The following is a 14,742-nucleotide window of genomic DNA, read 5'->3' as shown; positions in this document are numbered from 1 at the left end:
CGTCGGGTCGCATCATGGCGCACGGGCTCCTGAGAGTATCGGGAGCCCAGCATCTGGCATTAGCTTAGTGCTTTGAATGTGAGGTTCATGGAGCGGTTACGGAAGGGAAAGCCTCAAGGTTTGAAGAACCACTCTCACCATCTGCATGCAGCGCCCCCCAAGCATGCGACGACTCCCCTAAACGTTTAGGCCCAAGTACCTCCGCCGAGACCGACAAGAAATGCTCCTTCAGCTCAGACCACAGAGCCGTTGGGTTCTCACGGTGGAACGCCCTGATGAATCCCGATAGCTGATCAGAAGCATCCAGAGCGGCCCTTCTGTTGCGGGTCTTGAGGGAGACAGAAGCGGACTCGGCGATGCTGCCAGTCGCCCGCAGACGAAGGTAGTAAATACCGTTGCGCCGGTAGTGATATGGCATAGCGAGTCTTGTGGTCGGCCCCTTAGAAGCGAGCAGATTTGTGACAGTGGTTGTGACAGCAGATCGCATTGAAGAGAGGTTCATATCGGTTAAGCCCCGTATTCATTGGGTTAACCTGAATTCCTTGAAAACTCTGGATGTATTGCCGGGAGGATTTGAGGAAGCTGAAGAGGATTACGGTGTTGTGGGATTACGTGCGGGAGGTGACGGAGATGAATCGGGGGGTGTTGTTGGGTGAAACGCAGGGGCTGCGGTTTGCAGATCAAGCCTCTAAAAGCAGCAAAAAATAAGGCAGGACGAAGCGTGTGCAACCGGTTTTAAACTGCCATTCAGATTTGCCTTTAGCCACTCAATGAACACGCCAATCATGATTAGGACTTGTCCTACTGACTCGTCTATCTGTTTTCGTTAACTTGCCGCGAGTCAGCTTAAGCCTGGCTTTATGTCCCAAGGAACGAGAGACGCAAGGATGACTCATGATTTCTTCTGCCCGGCTGGGTGACAAACACCTCTGCCCCATGCCCGGTCACGGCATAACACCTATTGCCTCGGCATCAAGTGACGTCAATATCAATTTTCTGGGCTCCGCCCGTGTCGGTGATACCTGCGGGTGCGGCGCGATACTTACTGCCGGGTTTCCTTCCATTCTGGTGAATGGTCGTCCTATGGCTCACTTGGGAAGCCCTACCAGTCACGGCGGGACAATCATCACGGGCTCAGGCGACGTCGGTGGTGGATTCGTCATGGGGGATACTGGCGGTGCAACGATCATTAACTTCATGGCGCTGGGGGCCTTCCGGCCAGACGGCTCTGTAGATGATGAAAAGATGGCGACCTTGTTGGCCGATCCCAAGCTCAGGGAAAAAGCCTTGGCGGCGGATGCTTTGGTAGATCCTGAAGCAGCCGGTAAGGAGCCAGAGACGAAGCCTGGGCCAAAAGTGGAACCTGCCGTCTGCAAAGATCCAGATAGGATGGAGGAGCTGGCGACCTACATTGCTGGCGAGATGAACACCAACATCAACAGCCCGGAAGTTCGGCAGATGAGAGAACTCAGTCGCTTCGATGCGGCTGCAAAAACGAAGGTGTACGAGGCGCTTCCATTTTACTTGCGCCTTGGTCCCGGCCCGGATTTCTACAGCATGGCGGCCGGTATGCAAATAAAGGCTTTTGCCATCTGGACAGAACGTGTTGGTCAAAATCGCCCGTGGGATCACAAGCCGATTATTCGTCGAACAATGGGTGGTGTCTGGCACAAACAAGGTAAGTAGGATTATTTTTATGACATCTGGTCCAACGTCCATTACGGATATGTAGGCATGGCCGGGGGGCTTTCCGAAAGCGTCTTGCTGGATGGGGCAGGAGCCGAGCAGATAATTTCAGACGCCGGACGGAAGGTTGAGGAGGTTTTTACAAAGCCCAAAGCTCAATGGGAGCTACCCGGTCCGAACCGCTCCGGTGATGTCGACGGCCTGAGGGCTTGGGATGATGCTCCCGACCGAATATCCATTAGCATTGGGGTGAAGCTCTATCAACAACATCCCAACGGAGGCATCACGGCCAAAATGATCATGGACGAAGTGCTTGCAGTACCGCCCCATACATGGGGTAAAGGGGTCCAACTACATGTCTGTCAATAAACCCAAGATTCGGTATGGCCGCTGGATAATTCTTCTGCTCATCATCCTTCCTGTCGCTTTTTGGTATTTTGCTTCCCCGGTCGTAGCGGTCAACTTCTCTCCGAATAGCAAGGAGCAGTTTCGATACGTTTGGAACACTCAGAACAGAATCCATAGGGGAGATATCAGGCACGGCGGTTCAGCCGTTGAGTTCAGCTACATATTCCCTGATGAGGAGTTCTTCATGATGTTCGATTGGTGGACCGATAAGGGTTTCAAGCGCTGCATCGACATCACGCCTAAGTGGGGAAGTACGATAGATATCTATCTTGATGATAGCGGCAGGATCGACACAGCAAAAACGGTGCCCGACGTAATTGCTCGTCTGAAGCAGTGTTCTGGGAGACCGGACCCCTTTCGGCCATAGGACCAAACTGGAGCCTTCCAGATTGGTGTAATGGGTCACAGAGTTCTTTATCTGGACATAAGACAACGCTGTTTCACAGCATGAAGTTGATCCTGAACACATTCCGCTCCGGGTCCAGCAGCACCGCCTGATACCAGTTGTAATACGTAAGATACGGCGCTTTGATCAGCGTCGCGCCCTGCTCTACCGCCAGCGGCACCAGTCGATCTACTTCTGCCTGTTCCGACACGTCGATGTTAAGCAGAAATTTGCACCCGGTGCTGCCTGCGAACTCGCCCAGGCCCAGCAATTCATAGGCATCAAGCGCATTGAAACCGATGCAGGACTTGCCCGTGTCCAGCCCGCGAAAGATCGGCGACCTGATGGCCTCGATTTCAGGGAAGCCGAACAGGTCCGAGTAGAACGCGCTCAGGCGAACGATGTCTTGAACGAATACGTTGACGTAAGACAGTGAATTCATGTCAGGCCACCTTACTCCCGCCAAAGGTGGTCTGTTTGACGAACTTGGACAGCAAGTGATCGCCTGAGGTGACCGGCGCATGCCGAGGCGTGGCGCCAGACGGCAGGCAACCGGGTAGACATTCGATCAAGGCGTCGTAGTTGGGCTGATGGAAGAACACCAGCGATTGACGCCGGTTGTCGTGCTCACTGGTCATGGGCGGATTGATCACTCGATGCAGGGTGGAAATCCACTGATCGTTGGTCCACTGCATCATCAGGTCGCCAATGTTGACGACAAAACCATTCTCGACGTAGGGCACATCGACCCAATCGCCTTGCTGATTACGTACTTGCAAACCGCCCAGCGCGTTGTCGGGGCGAACGATGGTCAGGCTGCCGTAGTCGGTGTGCGCACTGGCGCGTAGCTGCCCCGCTTCGACTTCGGTTTTAATGTCTGGATAACTCAGGCTGCGGAACATGCTGATATGCCGGTCGATCCTGTCATCGAAGAAGTACTCGTCCAGTTCCAATGCCAAGGCAAACAGGCGCATCAGTGATTGAGCCAGTTCGCTCATGGCGTCGAAATACGCTTGATAAGCTTCTTTGAATCCAGGCAACAACGCTTGCGACGGCCAGACGTTGGGGGCGAAGTGGGAACCCGCTTCGGCGTTGTGGTAGTAATCCTCATCCGGCACGTTGCTCGGCCCGATGGAAAAGGACTCCTTGAGATCCCCCGGCGCACTTTCTTCCAGCGAATACGACAGGCTCTCCTCGGCTATCGCGCTGTAGCCACGCACCATCTCCGGACTGGGTCGGTCAACCTTGCGCTTTTCGGCCAAGGGTAAATCGAAGAACTGACGGGTCAGACGCGAGACCCTGTCTATCAACTCGCTGGGAATCTGGTGCTCGGTGATCACCAGAAACCCGATGTCCTTGCACGCCTGATTGACTGCCTGCGCCACGGCTGCCTTGCCGTCCGGTTCTCCTGAAAAATATGGGGCCAGGTTAACGATGGGCACATAGTGCAGAGTCATACGGCTGATTCCTCTTGCTGACATGTTTCGGAAAAAGGCTCGCCTCCGAGGATGAAGGTTATCGAGGAAAGAGCAGAAAACATGCCACTGATGAAATTCATAACACATACAGAACGTTAGCGTTCGACGCTCCTAGGACCAGATCAACTGGTCTGAAACGGAGTGCATGGTTTGAAGGCGCAATGACGAAAAACGGGCCAGAAGTGCGCACGCTCTCGCCCACTGTTTCTAGGCACTTTCGATGCGCTGAATGACATCGGCAGTCGTGGTGACCTCACCGAGTTCATAGGCAATCGTCGTCATGGATATACGCTGAACGTCCTCAGCGGAAACAGCGCCAAACCCGACATCCGGGTAGTCCATCGCCGCGTTGGCGTCGCTCAGGGCGATGACCTTGTACTCGCGGTGCGCGCCGTCCCTGATCGTGGTTTCGCAACAGACGTTGGTGACGGTGCCGCAGACGATAATCGTGTCGACATCCCGCGCGCGCAGCACGGTATCCAGATCGGTGTTGTGGAAACCGCTGTAGAACAGCTTGTCGACAACCACATCACCCGGCTGAGGCGCGAGCGCTTCGATAACCTCGGCGTCTGGATCATGCCGCGCAAGGATCTGATCCACCTTGGGGTACAAATCACGCATGCGTCCAGTGTCTGAACCATCGCCGCGCACGATGTGGCGCAGATAAACCACCATCACCCCACCGGTGCGTGCGGCGCGCAGCAGCCTCTGAACTGGCTCGATGATGTCAGCCGTACGTTTAACGTACAACGCACCTGTGGGCGCGCAGAAGACCTTTTGCATATCGACAACAATGACCGCCGTTCTGCGCGGGTTGATTGTCCACTGGACGAGGGGCTTGCTCATGGGATTCATCTCGGTTGAGCCTGACAGGCTGGAGAGACGTACCTAGCAATAAGCGTGCTGTTGGACTTGAGTCCTGATGACGGACGTGTCGAGAGCGCTGTCGTGCAGCGAACGCCGGAATGTGGGAGGCCTGCGCGTGCGGTATGTCAGATGCAGCCTTGGGGCCGCTGCGCAGCCCATCGCTGCCGTCGTAAACTCCGAGAGCTCCCACGCCTTCCGGGCAGAAGCAGACTTGCGTGCATTTCGATACTGAGTGCCTTATAGGATCCGGTTTGCTGGCGATTCATTTACTCAGGCGAAATTTCAGTGACTGAACTGACGCTATCGCGAGTAAAACCCCTCATATCAAACAACCTGTCACTCGCTGAATAAACGCTATTTTTGTAGGAGCGGACTTGTCCGCGAATACTGTAGTTCAGCCGATGAATATCCGTCGGATGTACAGGCCTTTTCGCGGACAAGTCCGCTGCCACTGTGTTTGCTGCGCGACAGCGAAGGCGTGGTGGGAGCTCTCCCAGTCTGGTATTTGCAGCGTCATGAGCCAGCATCAAAGCCCCAACATCAACCCGCTCAACCGCTTCACCTTGCGCCGCAACGCCTCCTCGAACACGCCCTGACGGGGCTCGATCAGGCTGAACCAGTGTTTGGCGCGGGTGATGCCGGTGTAGATCAGTTCCTTGGTCAGCACTGGGTTCAGGGCTTCCGGGAGGATCAGGGCGGTGTGGGCGAATTCGGAGCCTTGGGATTTGTGGACGGTCATGGCATAGACCGTTTCGACTTCGTTGAGCCGGCTGGGCAGGACGAAGCGCACGCCGCCGCTGCCGTCATTGCGCGGGAAGGCGACGCGCAGGACCTGTTTGTCTTCGCCCTCACGCTCCGGCAGGCGCAGGGTGATGCCGATATCGCCGTTCATCAGGCCCAGACCATAGTCGTTGTGGGTCATGAGCACAGGGCGGCCTTCGTACCACTGCTGCTCGCTTTCGATCAGATTGGCGTTGAACAGCGCGTGGGTGATGCGCTGGTTCAGGCCTTCCACGCCCCACGGGCCTTTGCGCACGGCGCAGAGCAGTTGAAACGAATCGAAGGCCTGCAGAACGGAGCGTGCCCATAAAGTCCAGCACGGGTCTTCAAGCGGCGAGCCGTCTGCCGGGCGCTCATTCGCCAATACATTCAGGTAATGCCGATAGCCTTGCGGCCCCTGCTCACCTTTACCAAGACCGTCGAGCACAAGGCGCTCGAACTTGAGGTCCTGCTCGCCCTTGAGCGCCAGCGCAAAAAGATCGCTGTGACTGCCTGCCGCCAAAAGCACCCGGGCCTGATGGTCCTGTTGCTGATTGACCAGCCGCGCCAGTTGCCCGATGCCGCTGCCCTGCCCGAATCGACGCGAGTGGCGCAGCATGACCACCTGCTGCGCCAGCGGATGTTGTTGCGCATCGCCCTGACGCAAACCGCCCTTGTCCAGTTGCTCACCGCTGACAGCTTCCAGCCAGGCCTGCGTGTCGGGACTGTAGAAACCCTCTTCGGCATCGCGACACAAATCCCCCAACACAGCACCCGCCTCGACGGATGCCAACTGATCCTTGTCGCCCAGCAGGACCATGCGAGCATGGCTCGGCAATGCATCGAGCAGGTTGGCCATCATTTCCAGGTCGATCATCGACGCTTCGTCGACCACCAGTACGTCCAGTGGCAGCGGGTTGCCAGCGTGATGGCGGAAGTGTCGCGTACCGGGACGACTGCCCAGCAAGCGGTGAACAGTGGTGACTTCGGCGGGGATTTTCTGCCGCACCTGTTCGCTCACGTCCAGGCTTTGCACCTGCTGGCTGATGGACTCGGTCAGCCGTGCAGCCGCCTTGCCGGTCGGGGCCGCCAGGCGGATGCGCAGCGGCTGACCGCTCTGCACCGCAGGCGCTTGCAGCAGCGCGAGCAGGCGCACCACGGTGGTGGTTTTACCTGTCCCCGGCCCGCCAGTGATGATGCTGAACGCACGACGAGTGGCCAGTGCGCAGGCCAGTTTCTGCCAGTCGATAACGGCGTCCGGGGCGGGATTTGCCTTGCCGAACAAAGCGTCCAGACGTTGGGCCAGATCCTGCGGCGGCGCTTCGTCCTGCGCCAGGCGCTGACGCAACGCCGCTGCGATCCGACGTTCGTAGGTCCAGTAACGGCGCAAGTAAAGTCGTCGATCCGACAGCACCAAAGGCTTTTGCAGCGCCTCGACGCTTGAATCTCCCGCTCGGGCCACCAGAATGCTGTCCGCCAGTGCCTGACACCAAGCAGCACCGTCCAACGCCGCCAACAGCTGTGACGGTAATAGCATCGGCGCGCTTTGCAGGTCGCCTTCCGGCGGTAGGGACAGGGCGAAGTCGGGTTCTTTCAGTGTTTCGTAGAGATCGAGGCAGACGTGGCCGTGCCCCAGTTGATGGCTGGTCAGCGCAGCCGCGACCAGCACCAGCGGATCGGCGTCGGGATCAAGATCACTGAGGAACGCCACAAAGGCACGATCAAGCGCGCGTAGCCAGCCACGCTCGACCCAGCGCTCCACCAGGATCAGCAAATCCTGAACGCGGGTCAGCGGGCTCAGGTCGGTGAGGCTGACGTCGGTCAACGCGGTGGGCAACAGCTCTTCGAACGAACGACTCATACGAGAGCTCCTGATAATTCCTGCTGCAATGGTTTGCCTTGGAACAGCAGGTCCAGGCTTTCGATCAGTTCACGGGGCGGCCGGGCGAAATACGCGCCCTGCGTCGCCGCATGAGCACCGCGCAAGAACAGATACAGCGCGCCGCCCATGTGCTGGTCATAGTCGTAGTCGGCCAGCCGCGCCTTAAGCTGGCGGTGCAAGGCCAGCAGATAGAGCACGTATTGCAGGTCATAACGGTTGTCTAGAATCGAGGCTTCCATCGCCAGCTCGGTGTAGGCGGCCTCGTCCGGGCCCAGCCAGTTGGATTTGTAGTCGGCGACGTAGTAACGCCCTTCATGCTCGAACGTCAGGTCGATAAAGCCTTTGAACATGCCGTTGAGCGAGACGGTTTCGGTGGTGGCGCGTGGCGCGTTGTCGTGGGTAAAACGGCGCACGAGGGCATCCATCTGCTTCACCTCGACCTGGTGACTGGCGAACCAGAATTCCATCTCGACGCGGTATTGATTGGGTTGATCCAGCTCGCCGAGCGCAACCGGCGCAGCCTCCGGCGACAGGCGCAATGGCATGTTCAGCACATGCTGCAGCCAGCCGGTCAGCGTGTTGATCCAGCCTTCCCAACCCCGACGATTACAGCGACGGGCGACCGCATCCTCAAGACGCTCGGGGTCCTTGGCGGTCAGCGCAAAGCCTTCGGTGCCAGCCCATTCCAGCAGACCATGCAAGAAGGTGCCGGGATTCGGCCCGCGCGGAAAACGATGGATATCCCCGCCACTGGCAGGCACGTCACGAGGCGCTTCAGGGTCCAGGCGCTCGTCATCGAATAGCTTCTGCGCCTGCGGACTGTCGGGGGACTGGTCGGCACCGGCAGTGATCGTATCGCCGATGCGCAGCGCGCTGTACGAGGCGATCCACCAGTTTTCTGCGGCGCGCCGTTTGGGCACCAGCGGCTTGAGCAACGAGGCTTCATTACGCGGCGCGCTGAAGCTTTCAGTGGTCGGTTCGGGAGTCGGTTGCAAGGCAATGGCTTCACAACCGGTATGCAGGTCACGCAGCCAGATTTTCAAGTCGGCCGATTCGCCTAGCACCGCACCGCCGCCCAGCAGATACCCCAGCGCCGAACGGTGCAGCATCGAGCTGTTGGCGTTGCCGCGCTTGAGGTCCGCGACGCCCAGCCAACAGGCGTGTTCCGAGCGGGTCAAGGCGACATAGAGCAGGCGCAGGTCCTCGGCCAGACGCTCGTCATCGGACTGCTGGATCAGCGCTTCAGTGGGCTGCAGGCTGATTTGTGCATGACCTTCGGCATCGTGAAACTGCAGCGGCAGGCGGCTGCCATCCACGGGCTTGGAGGAGCAGATGAACGGCAGGAATACCAGCGGATACTGCAAGCCCTTGGATTTGTGAATGGTCACGACCTTGACCAGTTGCTCGTCGCTTTCCAGGCGCAGGATCTGTTCTTCGCCTGCCTGACCGGACAACGCCAGGTGGTCGCCGAGGTGACGAATCAGGGCCTGTTCGCCATCGAGTTCGGCAGCGGCCTGTTGCAGCAATTCGGACAGGTGCAGCAGGTTGGTCAGCACCCGCTCGCCATCGGTACGTGTCATGAGTGTCTGCGGCAAGGCGAAGTCGTGCAGCAGACGACGCAACATCGGCAGCACGCCCTGAGTGCGCCAGATGACGCGATAGCCACGGAACTGCATGACGCGCCGCTCCCACGCCAGTTCGTCCTGGTTCAAGCGCTCCAGCTCGGCCAACGGCAGGTCGAGGGTGATGCAAGCCAACGCAGCACGCAGGGTGCGCTCTGAATCAGGCTCGGCACAGGCCTTGAGCCAAGACAGCAAGTCATGGGCTTCCTGCGCGGCGAATACCGAATCTTTGTCTGACAGATAAACACTGCGTACGCCGCGCGCGGAAAGCTCGTTGCGCACGGCCTGCGCTTCTTTGCCGTCGCGCACCAGAATCGCGATATCGGCCGGACGCAACCCACGCAGCGCTTTGTCTGGCGCGGCGAAACCGGCGCGACCTTCCTGACCGGCGTTGAGCAGTCGCACGATTTCGCTCGCGCAACTGGTGGCCAGTTGTTGACGGTAAGCGACACCGGACACTGGCTGATCGCTTTCCAGATGCCAGACGGTCAATGCAGCGAGCGCTGCGCCATCAACCTGCAACGTCTCTTTGCGCCCTTGAGCCAGCGCTTTGGAGAACGGCACAGGATTGTTTTCGCCTTCCCGAAACAGAAACGCACCGCGCCCTTGCGGACGCAACTCAGCGCGTTCGAACACATGGTTAACGGAGGCGACCATCGCATGGCTGGAGCGATAGTTGGTGTCCAGCGTATGCCAGCGACCCGAAGTCGCCTGACGGGCACGCAGGTAGGTGTAGATGTCTGCACCACGGAACGCGTAGATCGCCTGTTTGGGGTCGCCGATCAGGAACAGGCCGGTCTGCTCATCGTTGTCTTCGAGGCGATAGATGCTCTCGAAGATTCGATATTGCACAGGGTCGGTGTCCTGAAATTCGTCGATCAGCGCAACGGGAAACTGTTCACGAATGAGTGTCGCCAGTCGCTCACCGCCAGCACCGTGCAGGGCGTGATCAAGCCGAAGCAGCATATCGTCGAAGCCCATTTCCGCCCGGCGCCGTTTTTCTTCTTCAAAACGGGCGCTGACCCACTGCGCAGCGTGTTGCAACACCGCGGCGTCGGGTTTCGGCAGGCCATCGAGCGCAACCTTGAGCTCGAGCATCGCCTCGAAGGCCGGGTGCGAGGGCGCATCGCCTTTCCACGCGTCGGCAATGCCGTCGGGTGTCAGCCGGGTAAATCCGGTGCCCAGGTCCAGCGCCTCGACGGTTTCGTCCGCCGCCCAGGCGGCGAGTTTGTCGAACCAGGGCTTGAAGTAGCGCTCCTGCATCTTGCGGCCATCGACGATCTTGCGGGCCACGCCATCCATACAGATCGCTTGCAGTTCGGCGGCCCAGGCAGTCCAAGGTGCTTTCAGGGCTGCCAACGCCTTGCGACGTTCAAGCAGAGAGGCGGCAATCAGCTCGGCCGGTTCCTGAGTGCCGAGCGTGCGCTCACGCCCAAACAGGCCACGTACGCGGGGTAGCAGGGCCGCCGGGCCGCTCCAGTTTTCGCGCACCCACGTCAGCGCATCGCCGCTCATGGGGTAGCAGAACCGACGCCAGTAATCGCGCAGCACTTCGCCCAGCAGATCGCTGTGGTCGGTTTCCAGCGTCTGGGTGAACAAGCTGCCGCTATCGAAAGCATGCTCGCGCAGCATGCGCTGACACCAACTGTGGATCGTCGAGACTGCGGCCTCGTCCATCCACTGTGCGGCGATGTCCAGGCGGTTGGCGCAGCTTGGCCAAAGCTCGGCACTGAATTGCTGGCGAAGTTCGGCGATCAAGTCGTCAGGCGAGTCGATTTCGTCACGAAAGAATCGCGCCGCCTCGGCGAGGCGGGTACGAATCCGGTCACGCAGCTCTTTGGTCGCAGCATCGGTAAACGTCACCACCAGAATCTGCGGCGGGAGCAATTCGCGACCAAAGCCGGATGACTCGTCACCGTGCCCCAGCACCAGACGCAGGTACAGCGCCGAGATGGTGAAGGTCTTGCCGGTGCCAGCGCTGGCCTCGATCAGTTGACTGCCGCGCAACGGAAAACGCAGCGCCAGAGGAAGCGTCGTGTCGGTCATGCGCTGGTCTCCGTGCTGGAGAGCGATTGCCACGAGGCGTCATAGATCGGCTTGTAGAGCGTCTCGCACCAGCCGACGAATTCTTCGCTGTCCGTCAGTGTGTCAAAGTCAGGGTACTGGCGGGCCAGCGCCGTGCTTTCACGGCGTTCTCCATCGGTGGTCTGGCCGTCGCCTTCATAGGCTTTTCGGGCAGCGGCTTCAGCTTTGTCCAGCGGCTGTCCCAACCAGGCGAAGGCAGTTTTCACGGCAACTGGCAACGGCTGTTGCATGCCACGCAACCAAGCCATCAACAGATGATTGAGGGTGGTGGTCGCCGCTTCCTTTTCCAGTGGAGCCAGCATCAGGGTTTCATCGCTGGCCACCAGTGCCGTGCTCAGGGGCAATCCACAGGCGCAGGCGACCAGATGATTGACCCAGGGTCGGATAAGCCTGTGCCATTTGCGGGTCTTTTTTGAGCCGATGCTGTTGGGGATCGCCGTGACCAGCAACAGCTCGCCTCGGGCGTTGCGATGCAGCCCGCCCAGCCAGCCATCAATGCTCACACCGCTGTGGCTGAAACTGATTGGCAGCGCACTGCTCAACGGCTCGGGCCACAGCGTTAATAAGTCCTGATAACGCCTGAGCACGTCGGGCAGCGGCTCGATCAATTCCTGCTGCATGCAGGTGCCGAAACCTGCCAGCGGAAGCAGACCACTGGCCTGTAGCTTGAGGGCCTGTGCCTGCAACGCGCTGTCGATATTATCCGGCTGCGCCATCGCGGCATTGAGCAGGCTGTCGCTGAGGCCATAACGCTGCAGCGCATCAAGCACGAACGGCTCTTCATCGGCCAGCGGCGCTTCAGCTACCTCAAAGTAGATCTTCAGGCGCTGACTAAAAAAGTGCTTCACGGGGTTGCGCAGAAAGTCCTGTAATTGCGCGATGGTCAACGGCTCTTCCTGCTCATGGGGCGCTAACCCCGGCGCAACAGGGAGGGCGACATCGGTTTCGTGCAGCAATCGCCATTCGCGGGCAAAGCTGAAATAACCGGTGCCGGCATGGAAGTAGTCGGCACTGAAGGGTTGCAGCGGGTGCTCCAGCGTGAGCGCGTTAAGCAGTGTTTCTCCCTCATCACGCTGACCAATTTCATCCGGCTCACCGGCCAGCTTCCAGCCACTGGCCAGATGATCACGCAACTGACCGATCAGCACCGACGCAGGGCGATCACTGTTGTCACGAATGCTACGGCCGACCCAACTGATGTAAAGCTGATCTCGGGCTGACAGCAGCGCTTCCAGCAATAGATAGCGATCGTCTTCACGGCGCGAACGATCACCGGGGCGATAGTCACTGCCCATCAGGTCGAAGTCCAGAGGTGGCTGAGCGCGGGGGTAGTCGCCGTCGTTCATACCCAATAGACAGACCACTTTGAACGGGATCGCGCGCATGGGCATCAGGGTGCAGAAGTTGACTGAGCCTGCAAGAAAGCGCTGGGACAAACGGCCTTGATCGAGCCCGGCCAGCCAGGCTTCACGCACGACTGTCAACGGCAGTTCATCAATGAGGCCGACGGTGTCGCAGATACTCAACCACTCCTCGCGCAGGGTTTCGAGTTGCGCGAGCAGGTAATCGTCGTGTTCACTCTCCGCCTGAAAAAACAATTGCAGGACCGCTTGTAAGCGCGCCCCCCATTGCGTAGGGGTCGCTGGCTTGGAGAGTTCGCCATGAGCGGCCTCCAGCGCATCGATCAAAGCCACCAGCGGGCCAATCAACGCCGCATCCAGCCCGCCAATTTCATCGTACGGCTCGATACCTTCGTAGGCAGCACCGGCACCGACCGCATAGCCGAGTAACATGCGGCGCAGCCCGAAGTGCCAGCTGTTCTGCTCAAGCGCATCGGGCAGCCCGAGGCCCGCACGCTGTGGCGCATTCAGCCCCCAACGGATGCCTGCGCCTTCAATCCAGCGATGCAGGGTCGGCAGATCACGTTCTTGAATACGGAAGCGTGCACGCAGAGCGGGAACGTCCAACAGGTCGAGAATCTCACTCACCGGAAAGCGGCTATCGGGCAGTTTGAGCAAGTGTTCGACAGCAATCAGTAACGGCTCACGACCACGTTGTCCCTGGTCCGCCAGTGTGAAGGGGATGAAGCGGCGATCATCACGTTCTATCTGGCCGAATACGGCGCGGATGTGCGGTGCATAGCTGTCGATGTCCGGGACCATGACGATCACGTCACGGGGACGCAGGTCCGGGTCACGACTGAAACGGGCCAGGAGTTGGTCGTGGAGCACTTCGACCTCCCGTTGCGCACTGTGGGCCACGTGAAACCGTATAGAGCGGTCTTTCAGGACATCTACTGCGGGCCATAGCTCGCGGGTTTCATCAAGGGGACGCAGCTCAAGGATGTCGTCCTGCAACTGATTCAGGATGTTCTTGGGTTCGCTTTCGCTGAACAGGTCGATGCGCTCGTCCTTAAACGAGGCGCGGTAGCTGCGGGGGTCATCATGGCTGTCGAGCAGGTTGATGTAGTCACGACCCTGCTTACCCCAAGCGGCGAGCAACGGATGCGCATGCTGGTGCAGGGCTTCGGGGTCCAGCACCATTGGCATGCCTGTCTTGCGCGCCTGTCGCTTGTACTGATGGCGCAGCAGATCCTTGTCGGCCACGATATCGGCCCAGTGGTGACGACATGGATTGTGGACGCAAAGCAATACCTGGCTGAATCGGGCCAGCCCGGCGAGCGCTTCGAGCGCTTGAGCGGGTAGCGAGGAAATGCCAAACACGATGACACGTGCCGGTAAACCGGGAGGTGCTTCGCTCAGTGTGCTGATGCGCTCGATGAAACGCTGATGCACGCCTGCACGACTTTGCGCCATGCCTTCTGCACCGACGTCATTCAGCAGTGCCCGCCATAGCTCAGCCTGCCAACAGTTGGAAGCGGTCAGGGCCTTGGCTTCGCCTCTGCCATTGCGCAATTGGTGACGTCCGCTTGCCCAGTCTTCCAGCCAATCAGCGCGGTACACCTGATATTGATCGAAGAGGTCGGACAAGCGCTCGGATAACTGATAACGCTTGCGCAGGTCGGTGTCGGCCGTGAGGAAGCGTTGCAATGGCTCAAAGTGAGGCTGATTGATGAGTTCAGGTAATAAACGCATCAGGCGCCACGTCAGCGGGCTTTTGTCGAGCAGGGAGGTTTCGGGGATTTGATCTCTCCCCAAGACTGCCCGGTAAAGCTTCCACATGAAGCTGCCAGGCAGCTGGACATCAATGGCAGCGGCAATGCCACATCCACCAGTGTCCTCGTCCTGCGCATCCTCGGCCAGAGCCAGCTTCAGCCATTGAGCGATACCGTTGCTCTGTACCAGCGCGATCTCGTTCTCCAAGGGTGCCAATGGGTAACGTCGCATCCAGGAGACAACCAGACTGCGCAGCTCATCGAGGCGGTTGCCATGAACCACCATGAAGCCGGCGCTCAGCGAGGTTGTAACGGGCATGCTTGCTTCCTTGACGTGAACGAGTGAAACCTGAAGCCAAACCATAAGGGCTGGCGCACTGGAATGCCATACACAAGTTGAAAGCAGGGATGGCTGGCGAGGCTGACGTGTAGTTTGCAAACGCCAAAAAGACAAA

The 14,742-nt window shown here is 59.0% G+C and carries 7 protein-coding genes and 2 pseudogenes; 3 read left to right on the top strand and 6 right to left on the bottom strand.

Features of this window, described 5'->3' with window-relative positions:
- Nucleotides 1–546 precede the first annotated feature (546 nt).
- The 3 genes and pseudogenes from ALP40_RS25810 to ALP40_RS08945 form a co-directional block, all read left to right on the top strand.
- A pseudogene (locus ALP40_RS25810) lies at nt 547–708 on the top strand (LysR family transcriptional regulator); the annotation flags it as partial.
- Between the two features lie 186 nt (nt 709–894).
- Nucleotides 895–2,055: pseudogene (locus ALP40_RS08950) on the top strand (polymorphic toxin type 44 domain-containing protein).
- Nucleotides 2,042–2,461, top strand: coding sequence for a hypothetical protein (locus ALP40_RS08945; RefSeq protein WP_122207935.1), 420 nt, complete (start codon nt 2,042–2,044; stop codon nt 2,459–2,461). The pseudogene ALP40_RS08950 and the gene ALP40_RS08945 overlap by 14 nt, the downstream one beginning before the upstream one ends.
- A gap of 73 nt (nt 2,462–2,534) precedes the next feature.
- Here ALP40_RS08945 and ALP40_RS08940 read toward each other — a convergent pair whose 3' ends face one another.
- The 6 genes from ALP40_RS08940 to recC all read right to left on the bottom strand — a co-directional run bounded on the left by ALP40_RS08940 (nt 2,535) and on the right by recC (nt 14,606).
- Complete coding sequence (locus ALP40_RS08940; RefSeq protein WP_122207934.1) at nt 2,535–2,921, bottom strand: VOC family protein; 387 nt, start codon at nt 2,919–2,921, stop codon at nt 2,535–2,537.
- A gap of 1 nt (nt 2,922) precedes the next feature.
- Complete coding sequence (locus tag ALP40_RS08935; RefSeq protein ID WP_122207933.1) at nt 2,923–3,936, bottom strand: isopenicillin N synthase family oxygenase; 1,014 nt, start codon at nt 3,934–3,936, stop codon at nt 2,923–2,925.
- A gap of 228 nt (nt 3,937–4,164) precedes the next feature.
- On the bottom strand, nt 4,165–4,803 hold the full coding sequence (locus ALP40_RS08930) for a cysteine hydrolase family protein (protein WP_122207936.1): 639 nt from the start codon (nt 4,801–4,803) through the stop codon (nt 4,165–4,167).
- Between the two features lie 547 nt (nt 4,804–5,350).
- Nucleotides 5,351–7,444 (bottom strand): exodeoxyribonuclease V subunit alpha, encoded by a 2,094-nt coding sequence (gene recD / locus ALP40_RS08925; RefSeq protein WP_122207932.1) that lies wholly within the window; start codon nt 7,442–7,444, stop codon nt 5,351–5,353.
- Entirely contained in the window at nt 7,441–11,133 is a 3,693-nt protein-coding gene (gene recB, locus ALP40_RS08920; protein ID WP_122207931.1) for an exodeoxyribonuclease V subunit beta, read from the bottom strand. The genes recD and recB overlap by 4 nt, the downstream gene beginning before the upstream one ends.
- The gene (gene recC / locus ALP40_RS08915) at nt 11,130–14,606 is read right to left on the bottom strand and encodes an exodeoxyribonuclease V subunit gamma (RefSeq protein WP_122207930.1); all 3,477 of its coding nucleotides are present in this window, start codon (nt 14,604–14,606) and stop codon (nt 11,130–11,132) included. The genes recB and recC overlap by 4 nt, the downstream gene beginning before the upstream one ends.
- Between the last annotated feature and the right edge of the window lie 136 nt (nt 14,607–14,742).

Source organism: Pseudomonas viridiflava (genome assembly GCF_003702045.1).
Classification (GTDB): domain Bacteria; phylum Pseudomonadota; class Gammaproteobacteria; order Pseudomonadales; family Pseudomonadaceae; genus Aquipseudomonas; species Aquipseudomonas viridiflava_C.
This window is presented reverse-complemented; position numbering and strand designations above follow the sequence as displayed.